Origin of the sequence: Bacillus sp. F56 (assembly GCF_001748205.1) — a bacterium.
GTDB classification, from domain to species: domain Bacteria; phylum Bacillota; class Bacilli; order Bacillales; family Bacillaceae; genus Bacillus; species Bacillus stercoris.
Window position 1 is genome coordinate 1 of the sequence record NZ_BDFC01000007.1, and the last position, 17,568, is coordinate 17,568.

Annotated in this window: 19 protein-coding genes; 8 read left to right on the plus strand and 11 right to left on the minus strand. The window is 43.7% G+C overall.

The window, feature by feature from the left end:
• Window positions 1-1,423: glucose-6-phosphate dehydrogenase (gene zwf / locus BFW96_RS11105; protein WP_234698034.1), on the plus strand; the 1,423-nt coding region annotated here is incomplete at its 5' end.
• 122 nt (window positions 1,424-1,545) lie between these two features.
• On the opposite strand, the gene gndA is transcribed toward zwf, so the two are convergent.
• Window positions 1,546-2,955, minus strand: a complete 1,410-nt coding sequence (gene gndA, locus BFW96_RS11110) for an NADP-dependent phosphogluconate dehydrogenase (protein WP_014664518.1) — start codon at window positions 2,953-2,955, stop codon at window positions 1,546-1,548.
• A gap of 109 nt (window positions 2,956-3,064) precedes the next feature.
• Window positions 3,065-4,309 (minus strand): DNA polymerase IV, encoded by a 1,245-nt coding sequence (locus BFW96_RS11115; RefSeq protein ID WP_069839446.1) that lies wholly within the window; start codon window positions 4,307-4,309, stop codon window positions 3,065-3,067.
• A 72-nt stretch (window positions 4,310-4,381) separates the two neighbouring features.
• Between BFW96_RS11115 and mifM the strand changes: the two genes are divergently transcribed.
• From mifM to BFW96_RS11130, 3 genes are all read left to right on the plus strand, one after another.
• Window positions 4,382-4,669 (plus strand): membrane protein insertion/folding monitor MifM, encoded by a 288-nt coding sequence (gene mifM / locus BFW96_RS11120; RefSeq protein ID WP_080478337.1) that lies wholly within the window; start codon window positions 4,382-4,384, stop codon window positions 4,667-4,669.
• 30 nt (window positions 4,670-4,699) lie between these two features.
• On the plus strand, window positions 4,700-5,527 hold the full coding sequence (locus tag BFW96_RS11125; protein WP_069839447.1) for a membrane protein insertase YidC: 828 nt from the start codon (window positions 4,700-4,702) through the stop codon (window positions 5,525-5,527).
• A 185-nt stretch (window positions 5,528-5,712) separates the two neighbouring features.
• Window positions 5,713-6,441, plus strand: coding sequence for a YqjF family protein (locus BFW96_RS11130; RefSeq protein ID WP_069839448.1), 729 nt, complete (start codon window positions 5,713-5,715; stop codon window positions 6,439-6,441).
• A gap of 40 nt (window positions 6,442-6,481) precedes the next feature.
• Here the strand turns inward: BFW96_RS11130 and BFW96_RS11135 are convergent, their stop codons facing one another.
• Genes BFW96_RS11135 through mce form a run of 3 tightly spaced genes read right to left on the minus strand, consistent with a single transcriptional unit; the run spans window position 6,482 to window position 9,553 of the window.
• On the minus strand, window positions 6,482-7,597 hold the full coding sequence (locus BFW96_RS11135; RefSeq protein ID WP_003230352.1) for a tripeptidase T: 1,116 nt from the start codon (window positions 7,595-7,597) through the stop codon (window positions 6,482-6,484).
• A 17-nt stretch (window positions 7,598-7,614) separates the two neighbouring features.
• Window positions 7,615-9,138 carry an acyl-CoA carboxylase subunit beta gene (locus BFW96_RS11140; protein WP_083252882.1) on the minus strand — a complete coding sequence of 508 codons (1,524 nt, stop codon included), beginning with the start codon at window positions 9,136-9,138 and terminating at the stop codon, window positions 7,615-7,617.
• Entirely contained in the window at window positions 9,131-9,553 is a 423-nt protein-coding gene (mce, locus tag BFW96_RS11145) for a methylmalonyl-CoA epimerase (RefSeq protein WP_014664524.1), read from the minus strand. The genes BFW96_RS11140 and mce overlap by 8 nt, the downstream gene beginning before the upstream one ends.
• 89 nt (window positions 9,554-9,642) lie before the next feature.
• Between mce and prli42 the strand changes: the two genes are divergently transcribed.
• Window positions 9,643-9,735, plus strand: a complete 93-nt coding sequence (gene prli42 / locus BFW96_RS21660) for a stressosome-associated protein Prli42 (protein WP_041521370.1) — start codon at window positions 9,643-9,645, stop codon at window positions 9,733-9,735.
• A gap of 21 nt (window positions 9,736-9,756) precedes the next feature.
• On the opposite strand, the gene BFW96_RS11155 is transcribed toward prli42, so the two are convergent.
• The 6 genes from BFW96_RS11155 to brxB all read right to left on the minus strand — a co-directional run bounded on the left by BFW96_RS11155 (window position 9,757) and on the right by brxB (window position 14,308).
• The gene (locus BFW96_RS11155) at window positions 9,757-10,287 is read right to left on the minus strand and encodes a L,D-transpeptidase (RefSeq protein WP_014664525.1); all 531 of its coding nucleotides are present in this window, start codon (window positions 10,285-10,287) and stop codon (window positions 9,757-9,759) included.
• 51 nt (window positions 10,288-10,338) lie between these two features.
• Window positions 10,339-11,307: an aromatic acid exporter family protein gene (locus BFW96_RS11160; protein WP_014664526.1), complete on the minus strand. Its 969-nt coding sequence runs from the start codon at window positions 11,305-11,307 to the stop codon at window positions 10,339-10,341.
• Window positions 11,308-11,380: 73 nt separating this feature from the next.
• The gene (gene artM / locus BFW96_RS11165; protein ID WP_014664527.1) at window positions 11,381-12,103 is read right to left on the minus strand and encodes an arginine ABC transporter ATP-binding protein ArtM; all 723 of its coding nucleotides are present in this window, start codon (window positions 12,101-12,103) and stop codon (window positions 11,381-11,383) included.
• Window positions 12,096-12,755 (minus strand): arginine ABC transporter permease ArtQ, encoded by a 660-nt coding sequence (artQ, locus tag BFW96_RS11170; protein ID WP_014664528.1) that lies wholly within the window; start codon window positions 12,753-12,755, stop codon window positions 12,096-12,098. The genes artM and artQ overlap by 8 nt, the downstream gene beginning before the upstream one ends.
• Before the next feature lie 80 nt (window positions 12,756-12,835).
• Window positions 12,836-13,603 carry an arginine ABC transporter substrate-binding protein ArtP gene (gene artP / locus BFW96_RS11175; RefSeq protein ID WP_014664529.1) on the minus strand — a complete coding sequence of 256 codons (768 nt, stop codon included), beginning with the start codon at window positions 13,601-13,603 and terminating at the stop codon, window positions 12,836-12,838.
• A gap of 267 nt (window positions 13,604-13,870) precedes the next feature.
• A complete protein-coding gene (gene brxB, locus BFW96_RS11180) occupies window positions 13,871-14,308 on the minus strand; it encodes a bacilliredoxin BrxB (protein WP_041053557.1) in 438 nt (145 codons plus the stop codon).
• A gap of 160 nt (window positions 14,309-14,468) precedes the next feature.
• On the opposite strand from brxB, the gene BFW96_RS11185 reads away from it, so the two are divergent.
• The 3 genes from BFW96_RS11185 (at window position 14,469) to bmrR (ending at window position 17,543) form a co-directional block, all read left to right on the plus strand.
• Window positions 14,469-15,362, plus strand: coding sequence for a YegS/Rv2252/BmrU family lipid kinase (locus tag BFW96_RS11185; RefSeq protein ID WP_069839450.1), 894 nt, complete (start codon window positions 14,469-14,471; stop codon window positions 15,360-15,362).
• A gap of 100 nt (window positions 15,363-15,462) precedes the next feature.
• Window positions 15,463-16,632 (plus strand): multidrug efflux MFS transporter Bmr, encoded by a 1,170-nt coding sequence (gene bmr, locus BFW96_RS11190; protein WP_069839451.1) that lies wholly within the window; start codon window positions 15,463-15,465, stop codon window positions 16,630-16,632.
• A gap of 74 nt (window positions 16,633-16,706) precedes the next feature.
• Window positions 16,707-17,543, plus strand: a complete 837-nt coding sequence (gene bmrR / locus BFW96_RS11195; RefSeq protein WP_014664533.1) for a multidrug efflux transcriptional regulator BmrR — start codon at window positions 16,707-16,709, stop codon at window positions 17,541-17,543.
• Window positions 17,544-17,568: the final 25 nt, after the last annotated feature.

Consider the following 17,568-nt stretch of genomic DNA (forward strand, 5'->3'; position numbering starts at 1 on the left):
AACTGGAGATTTAGCAAAACGAAAATTGTATCCGTCTATTCACCGTCTATATCAAAACGGACAAATCGGAGAAGAGTTTGCAGTGGTAGGAGTTGGAAGAAGACCGTGGTCTAATGAGGATCTTCGCCAAACTGTTAAAACATCCATTTCCTCATCTGCAGATAAGCATATAGATGATTTCACGTCTCATTTTTACTATCACCCGTTTGACGTGACAAACCCTGGTTCTTATCAAGAGCTTAACGTATTGCTTAACCAGCTGGAAGATACATATCAAATCCCTAACAACAGAATGTTCTACTTGGCAATGGCTCCTGAATTCTTTGGAACAATTGCAAAAACATTAAAATCAGAGGGTGTAACAGCTACAACCGGCTGGTCCCGCCTTGTCATCGAAAAGCCGTTCGGCCACGATCTGCCAAGCGCACAGGCATTAAACAAAGAAATCCGTGAAGCGTTTACGGAAGATCAAATTTACAGAATCGACCATTATCTAGGCAAACAAATGGTTCAGAACATTGAAGTGATTCGATTTGCCAATGCGATTTTCGAACCGCTCTGGACAAACCGCTACATCTCAAACATTCAAATTACGTCTAGCGAATCACTTGGCGTAGAAGACCGTGCAAGATATTACGAAAAATCAGGCGCCCTGCGCGACATGGTGCAAAACCATATTATGCAGATGGTTGCCCTCCTTGCAATGGAGCCGCCGATCAAATTGAACACAGAAGAAATCCGCAGCGAAAAAGTGAAGGTGCTGAGAGCACTGCGCCCTATTGCAAAAGATGAAGTGGATGAATACTTTGTGCGCGGACAATATCAAGCCGGTGAAATTGACGGTATGCCTGTTCCTTCTTATACAGAAGAAGATAATGTCGCTCCTGACTCCAATACAGAAACCTTTGTTGCCGGCAAGCTCTTGATCGACAACTTCAGATGGGCTGGTGTTCCATTCTATATCCGTACCGGAAAACGAATGAAAGAAAAGTCCACAAAAATTGTCGTTCAATTTAAGGACATTCCGATGAACCTGTACTACGGCAATGAAAACAACATGAATCCGAACTTGCTTGTCATTCATATTCAGCCTGAAGAAGGCATTACGCTTTACTTAAATGCTAAAAAGCTTGGCGGTGCAGCACACGCGCAGCCAATCAAACTCGATTATTGCAGCAATTGCAATGACGAGTTGAACACCCCTGAAGCATATGAAAAACTAATTCACGACTGTCTTCTTGGCGATGCAACAAACTTTGCACACTGGGATGAAGTTGCCCTTTCTTGGAGCTTTGTCGACTCCATTTCTGAAACATGGGCAGCAAACAAAACCTTATCTCCTAACTACGAATCAGGCTCAATGGGACCGAAAGAATCAGATGATCTTTTGGCGAAAGACGGCTTGCACTGGTGGAATATATAATAAGAAAAAAGCCGAAAATGCTCGCAAGCATTTTCGGCTTTTTTGCAGCTGTCACAGAGGTATAGCACTCTCTTTAATAACAAAACCCCCCGAAGCTCTTGAGGTTCGGGGGGTTCTATTGATTACTTCATCCATTCAGTATGGAAAATACCTTCTTTATCAGTACGCTCATACGTATGAGCGCCAAAGTAGTCACGCTGTGCTTGGATTAAGTTTGCAGGCAGTACGGCTGTACGGTAGCTGTCATAATAAGCTAATGCGCTTGAGAATGATGGCACCGGCACACCTTGGGCAACTGCAAGTGAAATCACCTGGCGAAGCGCTCCTTGGTAGCTTTCTGCAATATTCTTGAAGTAGCTGTCAAGAAGCAGGTTGTCAAGCTCAGGCTCGCGATCGTAAGCTTCTTTGATCTTCTGAAGAAACGCTGCACGAATGATGCAGCCGCCACGGAAGATCATAGCGATTTCACCATATTTCAGATCCCAGTTATATTCTTCAGAAGCAGCTTTCATTTGGGCAAATCCTTGCGCGTATGAGCAGATTTTACTCATGAACAACGCTTTTCTGACCGCTTCAATCAGCTCTTCTTTATTTTCCGTAACAGGCTTCACTTCCGGTCCTGAAAGAAGTCCGCTCGCTTTCACACGCTCTTCCTTCATAGCTGAGATAAAACGCGCGAATACAGATTCAGTAATAATCGGAAGCGGAACACCTAAGTCAAGTGCGCTTTGGCTTGTCCATTTTCCTGTTCCTTTTTGTCCTGCTTTATCGAGAATCACATCAACAAGCGGTTTGCCTGTCTCTTCGTCTTTTTTCGTGAAGATGTCAGCTGTAATCTCAATCAGGTAGCTGTCAAGCTCTCCTTTATTCCATTCAGCGAAAACTTCATGAAGCTCATCAGCTGAAAGGCCCAGCACCTGTTTCAGAATGAAGTAAGATTCAGAAATCAGCTGCATATCTCCATATTCAATACCGTTGTGCACCATTTTTACATAATGGCCGGCACCATCAGGACCGATATATGTCGTACAAGGTTCTCCGTCAACTTTTGCAGAAATGGCTTCAAGAATCGGTTTCACAAGCTCATGTGCTTCTTTTTGTCCGCCAGGCATGATAGAAGGCCCTTTAAGCGCCCCTTCTTCTCCGCCGGAAACGCCTGTTCCGATAAAATGAATTCCGCTTTCAGCGAGTTCTTTGTTACGGCGCTGTGTATCTTTATAATATGTATTTCCGCCGTCAATTAAAATATCATCCTTCTCTAGATGAGGAAGAAGAGATTGAATTGTCGCATCTGTTGCAGTTCCCGCTTTAACCATTAATAAGATTTTGCGCGGTGTTTCCAAGGATTGGACAAATTCTTCAATGCTGTATGTGCCAACAACATTTTTTCCTTTTGCCTCTTGCAAAAACTCCTCAGTCTTACTGCTAGATCTGTTGTAAACAGAAACAGAAAATCCCCGGCTTTCGATATTTAAAGCCAGATTTTTACCCATGACCGCAAGTCCGATAACGCCGATTTGTTGTTTTGACATATTCTAACGTCCCTTCTGCAAACGTTTAATCATTTTAAAATTTAAATTAAAATAAAATGATATTTATAATAAAGAAATTACCATACTTTCACCCTTTTTTTCAAGCGATTCAGCTTTTCTTTTCATCCTGAAAAAAATCTTTATTAAAGCTTGTTCCCTTCATTTTGCTCTCCTCTTTTTTTAACCTTGCACCTTTTCTGATCAGTTTAGATCCGTACTTTTCATTCAGCTTTTCCATTATCTGCTGAATGGGCTCATCCCTCGCATCCTCATTAAAGCTGAACAAATCGAGCTGCTTATAGGCCTGCTCTTTTTCTACCAAATCGGTTCCGGTAATGCCAAGCAGCCTGACAGGATTTTTATTCCAGTGCTTAAAAAAGAGGTGCTCTGCTTCTTTCAAGATTTCATTTTTTTGATCAATCGGATTTCTCAGCGTGATGCTTCTCGTAATGGTTTTCCAATCTGCATATCTAATCATAATAAATAGCTTTGAAGCCATGACTTCCTTGCGCTGTAAACGGTCACTCACGGAAGCGGCAAGTTTTCTGAAAACGCCTAACAGCTCCTCTTCATCACTGGAATCATGTGAAAGTGTCGATGAGTTGCCGACGCTTTTAAATTCGTAAATGCGCTCCGGGTCAACCGGCGCATGATGAATGCCGTTTGCTTTATTTTTAAGGCGCGGACCGTTGATGCCAAGCAGGCGCTTCAGCGAGTGTTCATTAGCTGCAGCTAGCTCTCCGATTGTATGAATGCCAAGTCCTTTCAGTTTTTCCGCTGTCTTATTGCCAACTCCGTGCATCTCTCCAACAGGAAGCGGCCAAAGGATGTCGGGCACTTGCCTCTTTCTTAAAATCGTGATTCCAAGCGGTTTTTTCATATCAGACGCCATCTTAGCGAGAAATTTATTCGGCGCGATTCCTATGCTTGACGGAAGCAGCAGCTCTTTTTGCAATCTGCTTTGGATTTCTTTTGCCGTCTCCAGAGCCTGGCTGCTGTATGGTGTATCGGTCATGTCCATATAGCCCTCATCAATGGAGACAGGCTCCACCAGGTCAGTATATTCACGGAGAATAGTAAACATGGCTCTGGAAGAGTTTCTATAGCGGTCAAAATTCGGCGGAAGAACGATGAGCTCTGGACAATGGCGCTTCGCTTGCCAAACCGGCATTGTTGTTTTGACGCCGCGCGCCCTTGCTTCGTAGCTGCATGTCACCACAATGCCCTTTCGCTCCTTTACGTTTCCGGCAACTGCGACCGGCTTTCCCCGGAGAGCCGGATCATATGCCATTTCAACCGATGCATAAAAGCTATTCATATCAATATGGAAAATAATTCGGCTCTTTCCCGGCATAAACAAATCTCCTTTTCGTTCATTAGACAACGGCTTGTACATATAGTAAAATGAAGGTACTGAATGGATGTGATTAAAATGTTTGTGGAATCGATAAATGACGTTTTATTCTTAGTCGATTTTTTCACAATTATTCTTCCTGCTCTGACGGCAATCGGGATTGCATTCCTCTTACGAGAGTGCCGTGCCGGCGAACATTGGAAATCCAAACGAACAGATGAACATCAGACAGTCTTTCACATTAACCGAACAGACTTTCTTATTATTATATATCATCGCATTACAACTTGGATACGTAAAGTCTTCCGCATGAATTCGCCTGTGAACGATGATGAAGACGCCAGTTCTCTTCTTTTATAAACCGCATTTATAAAAAGGAGGAGAACAAAATTGCTAAAAACATATCAAAAACTTATGGCTATGGGTATCTTTTTGATCATATTATGCTCGGGCAATGCTGCCTTCGCGGCGACGAATCAGGTGGGAGGCCTCAGCAACGTAGGGTTTTTCCACGATTATTTAATCGAACCGTTTTCCGCGCTGCTTAAGGGGGTTGCCGGGCTGTTTCATGGAGAGTACGGACTCTCTATTATTCTGGTAACCATTATTGTGCGTTTGGTTGTACTGCCCTTGTTTGTCAATCAGTTCAAAAAACAGCGTATGTTTCAAGAAAAAATGGCGGTTATTAAACCTCAGGTTGACAGCATTCAGGCCAAACTGAAAAAGACGAAGGACCCGGAAAAGCAAAAAGAGCTGCAAATGGAAATGATGAAGCTGTATCAAGAGAACAACATCAATCCGCTTGCCATTGGATGCCTCCCAATGCTGATTCAGTTTCCTATTGTGATTGGATTTTATTACGCGATTCGCTCTACACCTGAAATTGCGTCACACTCGTTTTTATGGTTCAGTTTAGGACAATCTGATATTCTCGTGTCTCTTAGTGCGGGAGCTATGTACTTTATCCAGGCCTATGTCGCCCAAAAACTGAGCGCGAAATATTCCGCTGTCCCGCAAAACCCTGCGGCGCAGCAATCCGCAAAATTGATGGTGTTCATCTTCCCAGTGATGATGACGATTTTCTCGCTTAATGTCCCGGCAGCGCTGCCGTTGTACTGGTTCACAAGCGGGCTATTCTTGACAGTCCAAAACGTCGTCCTTCAGATGACGCACCATAAAAATAAAAAAACAGCCGCTCTTACTGAGCCGGTGAAATAATGAAGCAACCCCGCGCGACAAGCCGGGGTTGTTTTTTTGTTACTTGCGAAGCATTCACCGCGCCAGGCAGCCTTTTTTGTCATGGCTGAAGCAGAAATGGCCATCCTAAAAAAACAGCGGTCTCGTTTAAAAAGAAGGAAATCGGGAATACCTTTACTCACCTCCAAATGAAAGGAGCATATACGTTGACGGAACGCTTTCAGCAAAAAAACATTTCTGTGCCTGAAGGAATCTGGATCATGAGACAAACCTGGAATGATGTCTTATTTGCCCACTGGCCTGTTGATGTTTCTATCCTTCGCGCTTTGGTACCGTCCGTATTAGAATTAGATACATACAACGGACAAGCTTGGATCAGCATGCTTCCCTTTATGCTCACGAACCTAAGGGCGCGTTACCTTCCCCCCATTCCCGGTGCGCGTGCATTTCCTGAGCTTAACCTCCGCACCTATGTCACATATAAAGGCAAGCCCGGCATTTATTTTTTCAGCTTAGATGCCGATCATCGGCTGGCGGTTCTGGGCGCTCGCACGTTCTTTCATTTGCCTTATGTTCATGCTGATATGAAAGCTGAAAAAAACGATGATGACATTGACTATGTCAGCAAGCGGAGAGACGGCAGAGAAGCAGCATTCCGTGCCGCATACCGGCCCGTTTCAGCTCCTTTTACAGCGGAAAAGGATTCACTCGATTATTGGCTGACGGAACGGTATAGACTCTACACCGTCTACCGAAACAAACTCTATTACGAAGACATCCACCATCATCCATGGCTGCTGCAAAACGCTGAGGCGGAAATTTCAGTCAATACGGTGACAGATGCTCACGGCATTACGTTGCCAGAGGCAGACCCCTTGCTTCACTACGCTAAAAAACAGGACGTGTTATTTTGGCCGCTTAGGAAATGGAGCTAAAAAAACCCGATGCGGGAAATCGCATTCGGGTTTTCTTTTTTTATTTTGCCGCCTCTTCAATAATGGCAACAACCATTTCTGCCGTTTTGACGAGTTCTTCGATCGGCATTTTTTCATTCTTTGTATGAATTTGCTCATAACCGACAGCAAGGTTGACCGTCGGGATGCCATGACCTGCGATTACGTTCGCGTCGCTTCCGCCGCCGCTTGTTTGCAGCTCGCTTGGACGTCCAATTTTAGCAGCCGCTTTTTTCGCGATTTCAACAACTTGGTCGCCATCTTGATATTTGAAGCCAGGATACATGACTTCAATTTCGACTTCTGCGCGTCCGCCCATATCAGCAGCTGCCTCTTCAAAAGCAGCTTTCATTTTTTGAACCTGAGCTTCCATTTTCTCAGGAACTAAAGAGCGTGCTTCAGCAAGAATATGGACTTCGTCGCACACAATGTTTGTTTGCGTGCCGCCTTCAAATCGGCCGATATTTGCTGTTGTTTCTTCATCAATACGGCCCAATGGCATTTTTGAAATGGCTTTGCTAGCGATTGTAATCGCAGAAATGCCTTTTTCAGGTTCAACCCCGGCGTGCGCGGTTTTCCCGAAAATTGCCGCTCTTACCTTTGCCTGTGTCGGCGCAGCCACAATGATATTTCCGACTTTCCCGTCTGAGTCAAGGGCATAGCCGTAGGATGCTGTAATCATAGAACGGTCAAGCGCCTTCGCTCCGATCAGGCCAGATTCCTCACCAACTGTGATGATGAATTCAATCGTTCCGTGCTCAATGTTTTCTTCTTTCAGCACCTTAATCGCTTCAAACATTGCAGCCAGTCCCGCTTTATCATCAGCACCTAAAATCGTCGTGCCGTCTGTTTTGACGTAACCGTTCTCTACAACCGGTTTTACACCGTTACCGGGTACAACTGTGTCCATATGAGATGTAAAGTAGATCGTATCTGTTTGCTTTGTCCCTTTTAATGTGCAAATCAGATTACCGGCTCCGTGGCCAGTGATATCCATTGTATCGTCTTCTTTAACGTCCACACCTAAATCAGAAAATTTTCGTTTCAGCACTTTGCAGATTTCTGCTTCGTGTTTTGTTTCTGAATCAATTTGGACAAGCTCTAAAAACTCTTCCAGCAGGCGTTTTTCATTCACCATTTGTAAGTCCCTCCATATTAAAGCGGTATGTTACCGTGCTTTTTTTTCGGTCTCTCTTCTGTCTTATGTGCAAGCATATGAAAAGCTTGAATCAGTCTTCCCCTTGATTCTTCCGGCAAAATAATGTCATCAACCATTCCACAAGCGGCCGCTTTGTATGGGCCGGCGTTTTGCTTTTTGTATTCAGCTGTTTTTTGGCGTTTCGTCTTTTGCGGGTCAGCTGAAGCTCTGATTTCCTTTTCATACAAAATCGATGCCGCACCTTCTGGACCCATCACCGCAATTTCAGCATTCGGCCATGCAAATACAAGGTCCGCTCCGATTGCTTTGCTGTTCATGGCCACATAGGCGCCGCCATATGCTTTTCTGATAATGAGCGTGATTTTTGGGACAGTCGCTTCTGCATAAGCAAACAATAATTTTGCTCCGTGTCTGATGATTCCGTTGTGCTCCTGCTGAATACCGGGGAGAAATCCCGGGACATCCTCAACAGTCAACAGCGGGATATCAAATGCGTCACAAAAACGGATGAACCTTGCTGCTTTATCAGCAGCGTCAATCGTCAGGCTTCCCGCCAGATGCTTTGGCTGGCTCGCAACAATGCCGATTGCTTTTTCACCCAGCCTTGCAAATCCGATGACAATGTTCTTCGCAAAAAATGGCTGAATCTCAAAAAAAGACTGTGGATCGGCCAGCTCCTTAATCACCGTCCGAACATCATACGGCTTTGTCGTGTCAGCAGGCACGAGACGGTTTAATAACGGTCTGGAGGCCTCTTTCTCTGGTCTCGGCTCTGTTGTCCGGCCATTCAGCGGCAAATAAGACAGCAGTTTTTTCACCCCTGTCAGAACCTCCTTCTCCGTATGTCCGGAAAAGTGGGCGTTTCCGCTGACGGCATTATGTATCCCCGCTCCGCCTAAGCTCTCCGCATCGACCTGTTCCCCTGTCACTTTTTCAATCACCTTCGGGCCGGTAATAAACATCCGGCCGGTCTGTTCAGCCATAAATATAAAATCTGTGAGTGCCGGAGAATATACAGCGCCTCCAGCGCACGGCCCTAAAATAACCGATATTTGCGGAATGACTCCGGAATATAAGACGTTTCGGTAAAATATGTGACCGTATCCATCTAATGATACCACACCCTCTTGAATTCTCGCACCACCTGAGTCATTCAGCCCGATAATCGGCGCCTTATTTTTTGCTGCCAGGTCCATCAGAGCGCAGATTTTTTTGGCATGGGTTTCGCCAAGCGCCCCGCCGAATACAGTGAAGTCTTGCGCAAATACATAAACTGAGCGTCCGTCAATTGTGCCGTACCCTGTCACGACCCCATCCCCTAACATGCGCTGTTCTCTTGTTAACACTTGACTTTCCATGAAGGGGTGTAATTCGATAAAGCTGTTCTGGTCAAGTAGAAATATGATCCTTTCCCGGGCGGTGAGCTTTCCCTTTTGCCGCTGCTGAGCCTGCTTTTCCAGTCCACCGCCCTCTTCTGTCTGTCTGCGTTTCGTGTATAAATGATCAATGTGCTCATTCATGTTCATTGTGTTGGTCTCCTTTCGGTTCACAAAGCTCTACAAGAACACCATTTGTTTCTCGAGGGGAAATAAACGCGATCTTTTTCCCGTTCGCTCCCTGTCTTGGATACCTGTCAATCAATTGAACTTGCTGGTCAGACAAAGCTTTGAGCTGTTCAGATAGGCTGTTGCACAAAAATGCAATATGATGCAGCCCCTGCCCTTTCTTCTCCAAAAATAAACGGATGGGGCTGTCAGCTGTCGACGGTTCTATCAGCTCAAGTTTGACACTTCCCGCTTGAAAAAAAGCAACTTTCACCTTTTGCTCTTCAACCGTTTCTTGATGAAGAAATGCAAGCCCCAATACATTTTCATAAAAGCGTCTTGCATCTTTTATCGAAAAAACGGCTATCCCGATATGGTCAAGCCTGTTCATTTGCATCCCTGCTTTCGCTAATAGATATCGCTTGTCCGTCCATTCAAAACACGCTAAAATATAGACAGATTGTGTAAGGAGTGAAAATCATGTCTCAAAAACTGATGAAAAGCGTTTTGATCGTGATTTTGGGAGTTTTTATTCTTTCAACTGTACTCTCAGGAATCATCATGTTTTTATAACGATAAAAAAGCAGGGCAGCCTTATTCAATGGGAACATCCTGCTTTTTTATCAGAGCTTTATGCTCGATGGCAATCTCCTCAAAAGAGCGATTGTCGTCTGTGATCAGCACTCTCGTTCCTACTGGTATCGTTTGAAACAAATGAACGACCTCATCGTTATGCATACGTATACAGCCGTTTGACACAAATTTCCCTACTGATTCCTCTCGGTTTGTCCCATGAATTCCATAAATCCGCCCGTCCGTTCCTTTCGCGTCAAATCCGATCCATCTTGCCCCAAGCGGGTTGTCAGGAGATCCTCCTTCAATATTTTTCTTTCTGTAGTAAGGATTTTCCGCTTTTACCGTTACCGAAAACTCTCCTTCAGGCGTCAAATCATCTGTTTTTCCAGTGGCCACACTGTACACGCCTTCTACTTTGTTGTCGAGGATAACAGCAAGTTCATTTGTTCGCTTGTTGACAATAACATACGGATCACCCGGCAGCGGATTTTCGCCGAGCGGCCAAATCGGTGAAATCATCATTAAAATCGAACATAAGAAAAAACGCATAAGCTCCTCCTTTTTCATTAGGTTGACCAATGAAGGAAGAGCTCATGCGAATCATCCGAGTGATTTTTGCGCTTTTATTCCTTTAAAATAACTTTTAATCACTAAATATTGTTCCATTTCGCCGAGAAGATGGAAGAGAGCGGCTCTCGCTTCAAATTCCTCTCTAGTCGCTGGAAGCGGCATCTCCTCAAATTCTTTTCTCATGTCAGCAAGTCTTTTCAGAAATTTATACGCCGTGTTCCCAGGGTGTATCGCCTCCCGCAAATCGTGAATAAATTCAGCGATCATTTTTCCCTGATCTACCGTGATGGAGATCGATGTCACTTTAGGGAGAAGGCGTTCAATAATTTCAAATTGCTTTTCTCTCATTTTAAAATAATGATAATGCAGATTTTCGTAACGCAAAATGTGGTTTTGCACATCTCGATAAGCCAGGTTTTTGGCCTCCGTAATGAGCTGGTGCGTTTCCGGAATTTCTTTTCCTGACCAATCTTGCTCACCAGTTAACAAATACCGTTCTATTTCTGCGAAAATGACAGCAAAGTTATCCTCTATCTTTTTGCGGTAAGCAATCAGCTTCCGGTCAAGACTCGGCATATACAAGTTCATCAATAGAGCGACGCCGATGCCGACCGTAATCAGCTGAACTTCATTCCAGATGAAAGCAGGCGTGATACCGCCGGACATGTATAAATGAAGGATAATAACAGAACTGGTGACGATACCTTCGTTAATTTTTAACAGAACCGTTATCGGAATGAATATCAGAAGAAGCGCTCCGATCACAAACGGGTGGTAGCCAATGAGCTCGAAAAAGAGATAAGAAAAAACAATTGCCAGACAGCATGCCGCAAAGCGGGCCCATGACGCCTGAAGCGACCGTTTTTGTGTGATTTGAATGCACAAAATGGTGATGATTCCTGCTGATGCGAAGTTTTGCAAATGCAATAGCTGGCTTATATAAATAGCCAAAGCTGTTCCTAGCGCGGTCTTTATTGTGCGGTAACCAATTTTAAACATGTCGGACTCCATTTCTATTTGTTTCTTCAATAAAAAAGAAGAAGCGATCAGCCTTCTTCTTTTTTTCTATATTCTATAATATTTTCTCTAAAAAGTCCTGCGCTCTTTTGGATTTTGGCGAAAGAAAAAATTCCTTCGGATTGCCGTCCTCGACAATCGTTCCTTGATCCATAAACAGCACGCGGTCTGCCACTTCTTTTGCGAAGCCCATTTCATGTGTGACAATCACCATGGTCATGCCGGTTTCGACCAGCTCTTTCATCACCTGCAGCACTTCTTTGACCATCTCCGGATCAAGGGCGGAGGTCGGCTCGTCAAACAGCATGATATCCGGATTCATCGCAAGAGCCCTGGCAATCGCGACACGCTGTTTTTGTCCGCCTGACAAACGGTTTGGATAGTCATTTCGCTTTTCAAACAAACCGACTTTGCGGAGCAGGTCCTCAGCTTTCTCCTGTGCGGCCTGTTTTGATTCTTTTTTCACATTGACAGGCGCGTACATGATATTTTCGAGAACCGTTTTGTGCGGAAAGAGATGAAAATGCTGAAAAACCATCCCGATGTTTTCCCGAACCTTTAATGTGTTGGTTTTCGGCTTCGTAATCTCTGTATCTTTTATTGTAATGGTTCCGCCGTTTGGCTTTTCCAGCAGGTTTAAACAGCGTAGGAACGTTGATTTGCCTGAGCCTGAAGGACCGATCACGGCAACAACCTCGCCATCAGCGATTGTTGTTGAAATATTTTTTAATACTTCGTGTTTCCCAAATGATTTTGACAGCTTTTCAACCTTAATCATTGGATTTCAGCTTCCTTTCTACAGCCTTGCCGATAAACGTTAAAATCAAGACAAGCACGTAATAAATCAATCCCGCGATAATGAGCGGCTCAAGATAATTGTAAGTGGCGGCGCCAGCTTGATATGCGCGTCTCATGACATCACCAAGCCCGATGACGGTGACGATCGCCGATTCTTTTGTTAACGTAATTAATTCATTCACAATTGCAGGTGATATATTTTTGAAGGCCTGCGGCAAAAGCAGATCCTTCATCATTTTGCCGTACGGGACACCCAGTGCGACAGCCGCTTCTTTTTGCCCTTTATCAATGGCGTTGATTCCGGCTCTGATAATTTCCGATACATAAGCGGCGGAATTCAAAGACAATGCGACAACCGCAGCCCAAAACTGGTCAATTTGAAATCCGAGCAGCTGAGGAAGTCCAAAATAGACAATCATAAGCTGCAGCACTAAAGGTGTGCCTCTGAACACTGATGTATAAAAATCAGCGATCCAGATCAGCGGGCGGAATGTGCTGATCTTGCATAAGCTTAGCACAATACCGAGTATAAGTCCGATAATAGCAGATACAACAACAATTTTTAATGTAATTGCCAAGCCTTCTAATATAAAAGGAATTTGGGGGATCGTTGCTGAAAAATCCAAATTCATAGCCTTTGTCTCCTTTTCTTACAGGAAAAAAGATTTCCTATTCAATAAAAAGGCTCAACGAAAAAGTTGAGCCGCTTTTTTTACTTCTCGTCAGTGAACCATTTTTTCTTCAATTTCTCAAGCTCTCCGTTATCTTTCATTTCCTTGAGCGCTTTATTGAATTTGTCTGTCAGTTCACTGTCCTTTCTGAAAGCAATTGCTGAACCGGCCTCTTCCGCTTTCGCATCAGGAATCACGAAGCCCTGCAGGTCATCATTTGATTTGAAATACCCTTCTGCAACAATGTCTTCAATAATCGCGGCATCGAAGCGGTCAGATTTGATTTCCTGCACCAAATCAGAAATTCTGTTGCGGTCTTCTGTTTTAAAACCATATTCCGGAGAAAGCTCTTTCCCCTTCTCTTCCTGAATAGAGCCAAGCTGAACGCCAACCGTTTTTCCTTTCAGGTCTTTCAAAGATTGAATGCCGCTGTCTTTTTTGCTGACAATCATATGGTTCGCTGTGTAGTACACCTCAGAAAAATCAACTTGTTTTTTACGATCAGGCGTTGGGGTCATTCCTGACAGAACGAGATCAACTTGTTTTGATTTAAGCGCTGTAATTAAGCTGTTGAAGTCCATATCCTGCACTTCAATTTCATAGCCAGCCTTCTTCGCCAGAGCTTTTGCCAACTCCACATCAAAGCCGACAATATCATCGCCTTCTTTATATTCAAACGGTTTGTAATCCGCCGAAGTACCCATAATTATTTTTTTCTTTCCGCTTTCTGAACCTGAATTGCTTGAACCGCATGCAGTTAATGCAAAGGTGATGCAGGCAGCTACAAGTAATAAGAGTATTTTTTTCATGATCCATTTCCCCCATATTCATTACTTTTGGTGTATCTGAATATTTATTCGTTAATTTGTATTTTAAACAGTTTCTTATTTTTATGCAATACTATTTTTAAAAATTATCTTCAAGCTTATCTTTCCAGTGATCTCTTTTGATATTACTAGATAAAAATAAAATCACTGTACAATCCGATTGAATAATTCGTTAATATTTATTCATATACCCTTGGAATTTTATGCACAAAAAAACCCGGGATACTTTGAGTATCCGGGTTCTTCGTCTTATACTTCTTCACAATATTCTTCAAAGGCTTCCTGCAGCTTTGCCACTACGGCCATCGGCTCATGGCCTTCAATTTCATGGCGCTCTACCATTTTCATGATCTTTCCGTCTTTCAAAATCGCAAAGGACGGAGAAGATGGCGGATATCCTTCAAAATAGTCGCGCGCACGCGCTGTCGCTTCTTTGTCCTGTCCGGCAAAAACGGTTACGAGCTGATCAGGTCTTTTATCATAGTGAACGGAGTGGTATGCTGCCGGTCTTGCAATTCCTCCGGCGCATCCGCAAACAGAGTTTACCATGACGAGCGTCGTGCCTTTTTTCGTAAGTGCCGCGTCTACCTCTTCGGCTGTTTTCAGCTCGGTGTATCCGGCAGCTGTTATTTCTTGTCTCGCTTGGCGTACAATATCATTCATAAATAAATTAAAGTCCATGTTCAATGAAGACCTCTCCTTTTTCATCATCTGTTCTTATGATAGCAAGGAAACGTCCAAATCGGCAAATGACTTTGCTTCGCCGTGCACTTTTTTTGCTTTTCGTTTACCGCTTACAGAAAAAGGGGATTATATAACCAGAAGTAAAATAAAGGAGCAGTTGTATATGAGCCAACGGAAAGCATTACTGATCCATAACGGAAATGCCGGCAACAAAAATATAGAAAAAGCACTTGGTGCTGTCGTGCCGGTTTTATCTCACCATTTAGATGAAGTGATTATTAAACAGACAAAGAAAAAGGATGATGCGTATTATTTTTGCCGATCCATTGATGATTCTGTCGACACCGTCTTCATTCTCGGCGGCGACGGCACGATCCACCAATGCATAAATGCAATCAGCTCTCTAGAAAGAAAACCCGCGGTCGGAATTTTGCCCGGCGGCACATGCAATGACTTTTCAAGAGTGCTTGGCATCCCTCAAAATCTTGCAAAGGCCGCGGAAGCACTTATGTCAGGAAAAAAAACCAGCGTAGACGTATGTCAGATGAACGACCGTTATTTTTTAAATTTCTGGGGGATCGGCTTAATTGCAGAAACGTCGAATCAAATCAATGAAACAGAAAAAGCATTATTGGGGAAAATCAGCTATTTTACTAGTGCCTTGCGAACCGTCTCATCCGCTGCATCGTTTCCGATGAGATTAAAAATTGATGGAGAAGAAATTAAAGAAGAAGCCGTTATGCTGCTTGTGATGAACGGCCAATACATTGGAACGAACCGAATTCCTCTGCCCGATGCCAGTATTGAAGATGGCTTACTCGATGTCCTCATATGCCGCAACACCAACCTCACCGCGTTGCGGGAGCTGATGAGCATGGAACAGGGCGCAATTGATCGTTTTACCGGAGAGCTGTCCTATGTCCAGGCCTCTCGAATCGAGATAGAGACAGACAATGCCAAAAAGGCGGATATGGATGGAGAAGTTTATACACATACACCCGCAGTCATTCAGGTCCTGCAGCAGCATATCGACATGCTTGTTCCCGCAAATGATTAACTGTCTTAAGGGCTTAGAAAGATTTTGCAAATCCGTTGACTCTCCCCTAGGAGGAGGTCTTACAGTATAAGGGATGCACACTTGAAAAAGGGGAAGTCATATGGAGAAGAAAAATATTACCTTAACGATATTATTAACCAATTTATTTATTGCTTTTTTGGGGATCGGGCTTGTGATTCCAGTAACGCCGACCATTATGAATGAATTGCATTTATCAGGGACCGCGGTCGGCTATATGGTTGCCTGCTTCGCTATTACGCAGCTCATTGTTTCACCAATATCCGGGCGCTGGGTTGATCGCTTCGGACGCAAGATCATGATCGTGATCGGCCTGTTTTTCTTTAGTGTGTCGGAGTTTTTATTTGGCATTGGAAAAACAGTTGAGATGTTATTTATCTCCCGTATGCTGGGCGGTATCAGCGCTGCCTTCATTATGCCTGGGGTCACAGCTTTTATCGCAGATATCACGACCATTAAAACACGGCCGAAAGCGCTCGGTTATATGTCAGCCGCTATTTCAACAGGATTTATTATTGGTCCCGGCATCGGGGGATTTTTAGCAGAAGTCCACTCCCGGCTGCCTTTTTTCTTTGCGGCCGCTTTTGCACTGTTAGCAGCCATTTTATCAATGCTCACGCTGCGCGAGCCGGAACGGAACCCTGAAAATCAGGAGATAAAAGGGCAAAAGACAGGCTTCAAGCGAATTTTTGCACCCATGTACTTCATTGCTTTTCTCATTATTTTGATTTCATCTTTTGGTCTAGCATCATTTGAATCTTTATTTGCATTATATGTGGATCATAAATTCGGATTTACGGCCAGCGACATTGCCATTATGATTACAGGAGGAGCGATTGTGGGCGCTATTACGCAAGTCGTCTTATTCGACCGCTTCACAAGATGGTTTGGCGAAATTCTTTTAATTCGGTACAGCTTAATTCTCTCGACGAGTCTGGTATTCTTGCTGACAACCGTAAATTCATATATTGCGATTCTGCTGGTTACAGTCACCGTTTTTGTCGGATTTGATCTCATGAGGCCTGCGGTAACGACTTACCTGTCAAAGATTGCGGGAAATGAACAAGGATTTGCCGGCGGTATGAATTCAATGTTTACAAGTATCGGCAATGTATTCGGGCCAATTATCGGAGGAATGCTGTTCGATATTGATGTAAACTATCCCTTCTACTTTGCAACGGTCACCTTGGCTATAGGCATTGCACTGACGATTGCTTGGAAAGCGCCTGCACACCTTAAAGCCAGCACATGATCAAAAGCGTATTCTTTGTGTACTGCAAAGAATACGCTTCTTCTTTATACTGATGATAAAAAAGGAGTGATGGCATGAAGGAATCGTATTACTCAATTGGAGAAGTTTCAAAACTGGCAAACGTGTCGATTAAAGCGCTCCGTTATTACGATAAAATTGATTTATTTAAACCCGCCTACGTCGACCCGGATACCAGCTACCGCTATTATACAGATTCTCAGCTCATTCATCTGGATTTGATCAAATCATTGAAATATATCGGCACCCCTTTAGAAGAGATGAAAAAAGCACAGGACTTAGAGATGGAAGAACTGTTTGCTTTTTATACAGAGCAGGAGCGGCAAATCAGGGAGAAATTAGACTTTTTATCAGCACTGGAGCAAACGATTTCGTTGGTGAAAAAACGGATGAAACGGCAGATGGAATATCCCGCGCTCGGTGAGGTGTTTGTTTTAGATGAAGAAGAAATACGGATTATTCAGACAGAGGCAGAAGGAATCGGGCCTGAAAACGTGCTCAACGCCTCCTACAGCAAATTAAAAAAATTTATCGAATCAGCAGATGGATTTACGAACAATAGCTACGGCGCCACTTTTTCTTTTCAGCCCTACACCAGCATTGATGAAATGACTTACCGTCATATTTTCACGCCTGTACTGACGAATAAACAAATTTCAGCCATTACGCCGGATATGGAAATCACAACGATTCCTAAAGGAAGATACGTGTGTATCGCGTACAATTTTTCGCCTGAACATTATTTTCTCAACTTACAGAAGCTTATCAAGTATATCGCAGACCGCCAATTAACAGTTGTCAGTGATGTATACGAGTTAATTATACCGGTTCATTACTCCCCGAAAAAACAAGAAGAATATCGGGTCGAAATGAAAATACGAATCGCAGAATAATACTGCATAGAAAAAGAGCATTTTT

What these genes read in the sequence shown, in the direction of transcription:
- bmrR (WP_014664533.1), top strand. Translation starts at nt 16,707, where the DNA reads ATGAAGGAATCGTATTACTCAATTGGAGAAGTTTCAAAACTGGCAAAC.
- BFW96_RS11140 (WP_083252882.1), bottom strand. Translation starts at nt 9,138, where the DNA reads ATGAATGAGCACATTGATCATTTATACACGAAACGCAGACAGACAGAA.
- prli42 (WP_041521370.1), top strand. Translation starts at nt 9,643, where the DNA reads ATGTCTCAAAAACTGATGAAAAGCGTTTTGATCGTGATTTTGGGAGTT.
- artQ (WP_014664528.1), bottom strand. Translation starts at nt 12,755, where the DNA reads ATGAATTTGGATTTTTCAGCAACGATCCCCCAAATTCCTTTTATATTA.
- BFW96_RS11160 (WP_014664526.1), bottom strand. Translation starts at nt 11,307, where the DNA reads ATGTTTAAAATTGGTTACCGCACAATAAAGACCGCGCTAGGAACAGCT.
- artM (WP_014664527.1), bottom strand. Translation starts at nt 12,103, where the DNA reads ATGATTAAGGTTGAAAAGCTGTCAAAATCATTTGGGAAACACGAAGTA.
- BFW96_RS11115 (WP_069839446.1), bottom strand. Translation starts at nt 4,309, where the DNA reads ATGCCGGGAAAGAGCCGAATTATTTTCCATATTGATATGAATAGCTTT.
- mce (WP_014664524.1), bottom strand. Translation starts at nt 9,553, where the DNA reads ATGAACAGGCTTGACCATATCGGGATAGCCGTTTTTTCGATAAAAGAT.
- artP (WP_014664529.1), bottom strand. Translation starts at nt 13,603, where the DNA reads ATGAAAAAAATACTCTTATTACTTGTAGCTGCCTGCATCACCTTTGCA.
- BFW96_RS11185 (WP_069839450.1), top strand. Translation starts at nt 14,469, where the DNA reads ATGAGCCAACGGAAAGCATTACTGATCCATAACGGAAATGCCGGCAAC.
- bmr (WP_069839451.1), top strand. Translation starts at nt 15,463, where the DNA reads ATGGAGAAGAAAAATATTACCTTAACGATATTATTAACCAATTTATTT.
- gndA (WP_014664518.1), bottom strand. Translation starts at nt 2,955, where the DNA reads ATGTCAAAACAACAAATCGGCGTTATCGGACTTGCGGTCATGGGTAAA.
- BFW96_RS11155 (WP_014664525.1), bottom strand. Translation starts at nt 10,287, where the DNA reads ATGCGTTTTTTCTTATGTTCGATTTTAATGATGATTTCACCGATTTGG.
- BFW96_RS11135 (WP_003230352.1), bottom strand. Translation starts at nt 7,597, where the DNA reads ATGGTGAATGAAAAACGCCTGCTGGAAGAGTTTTTAGAGCTTGTCCAA.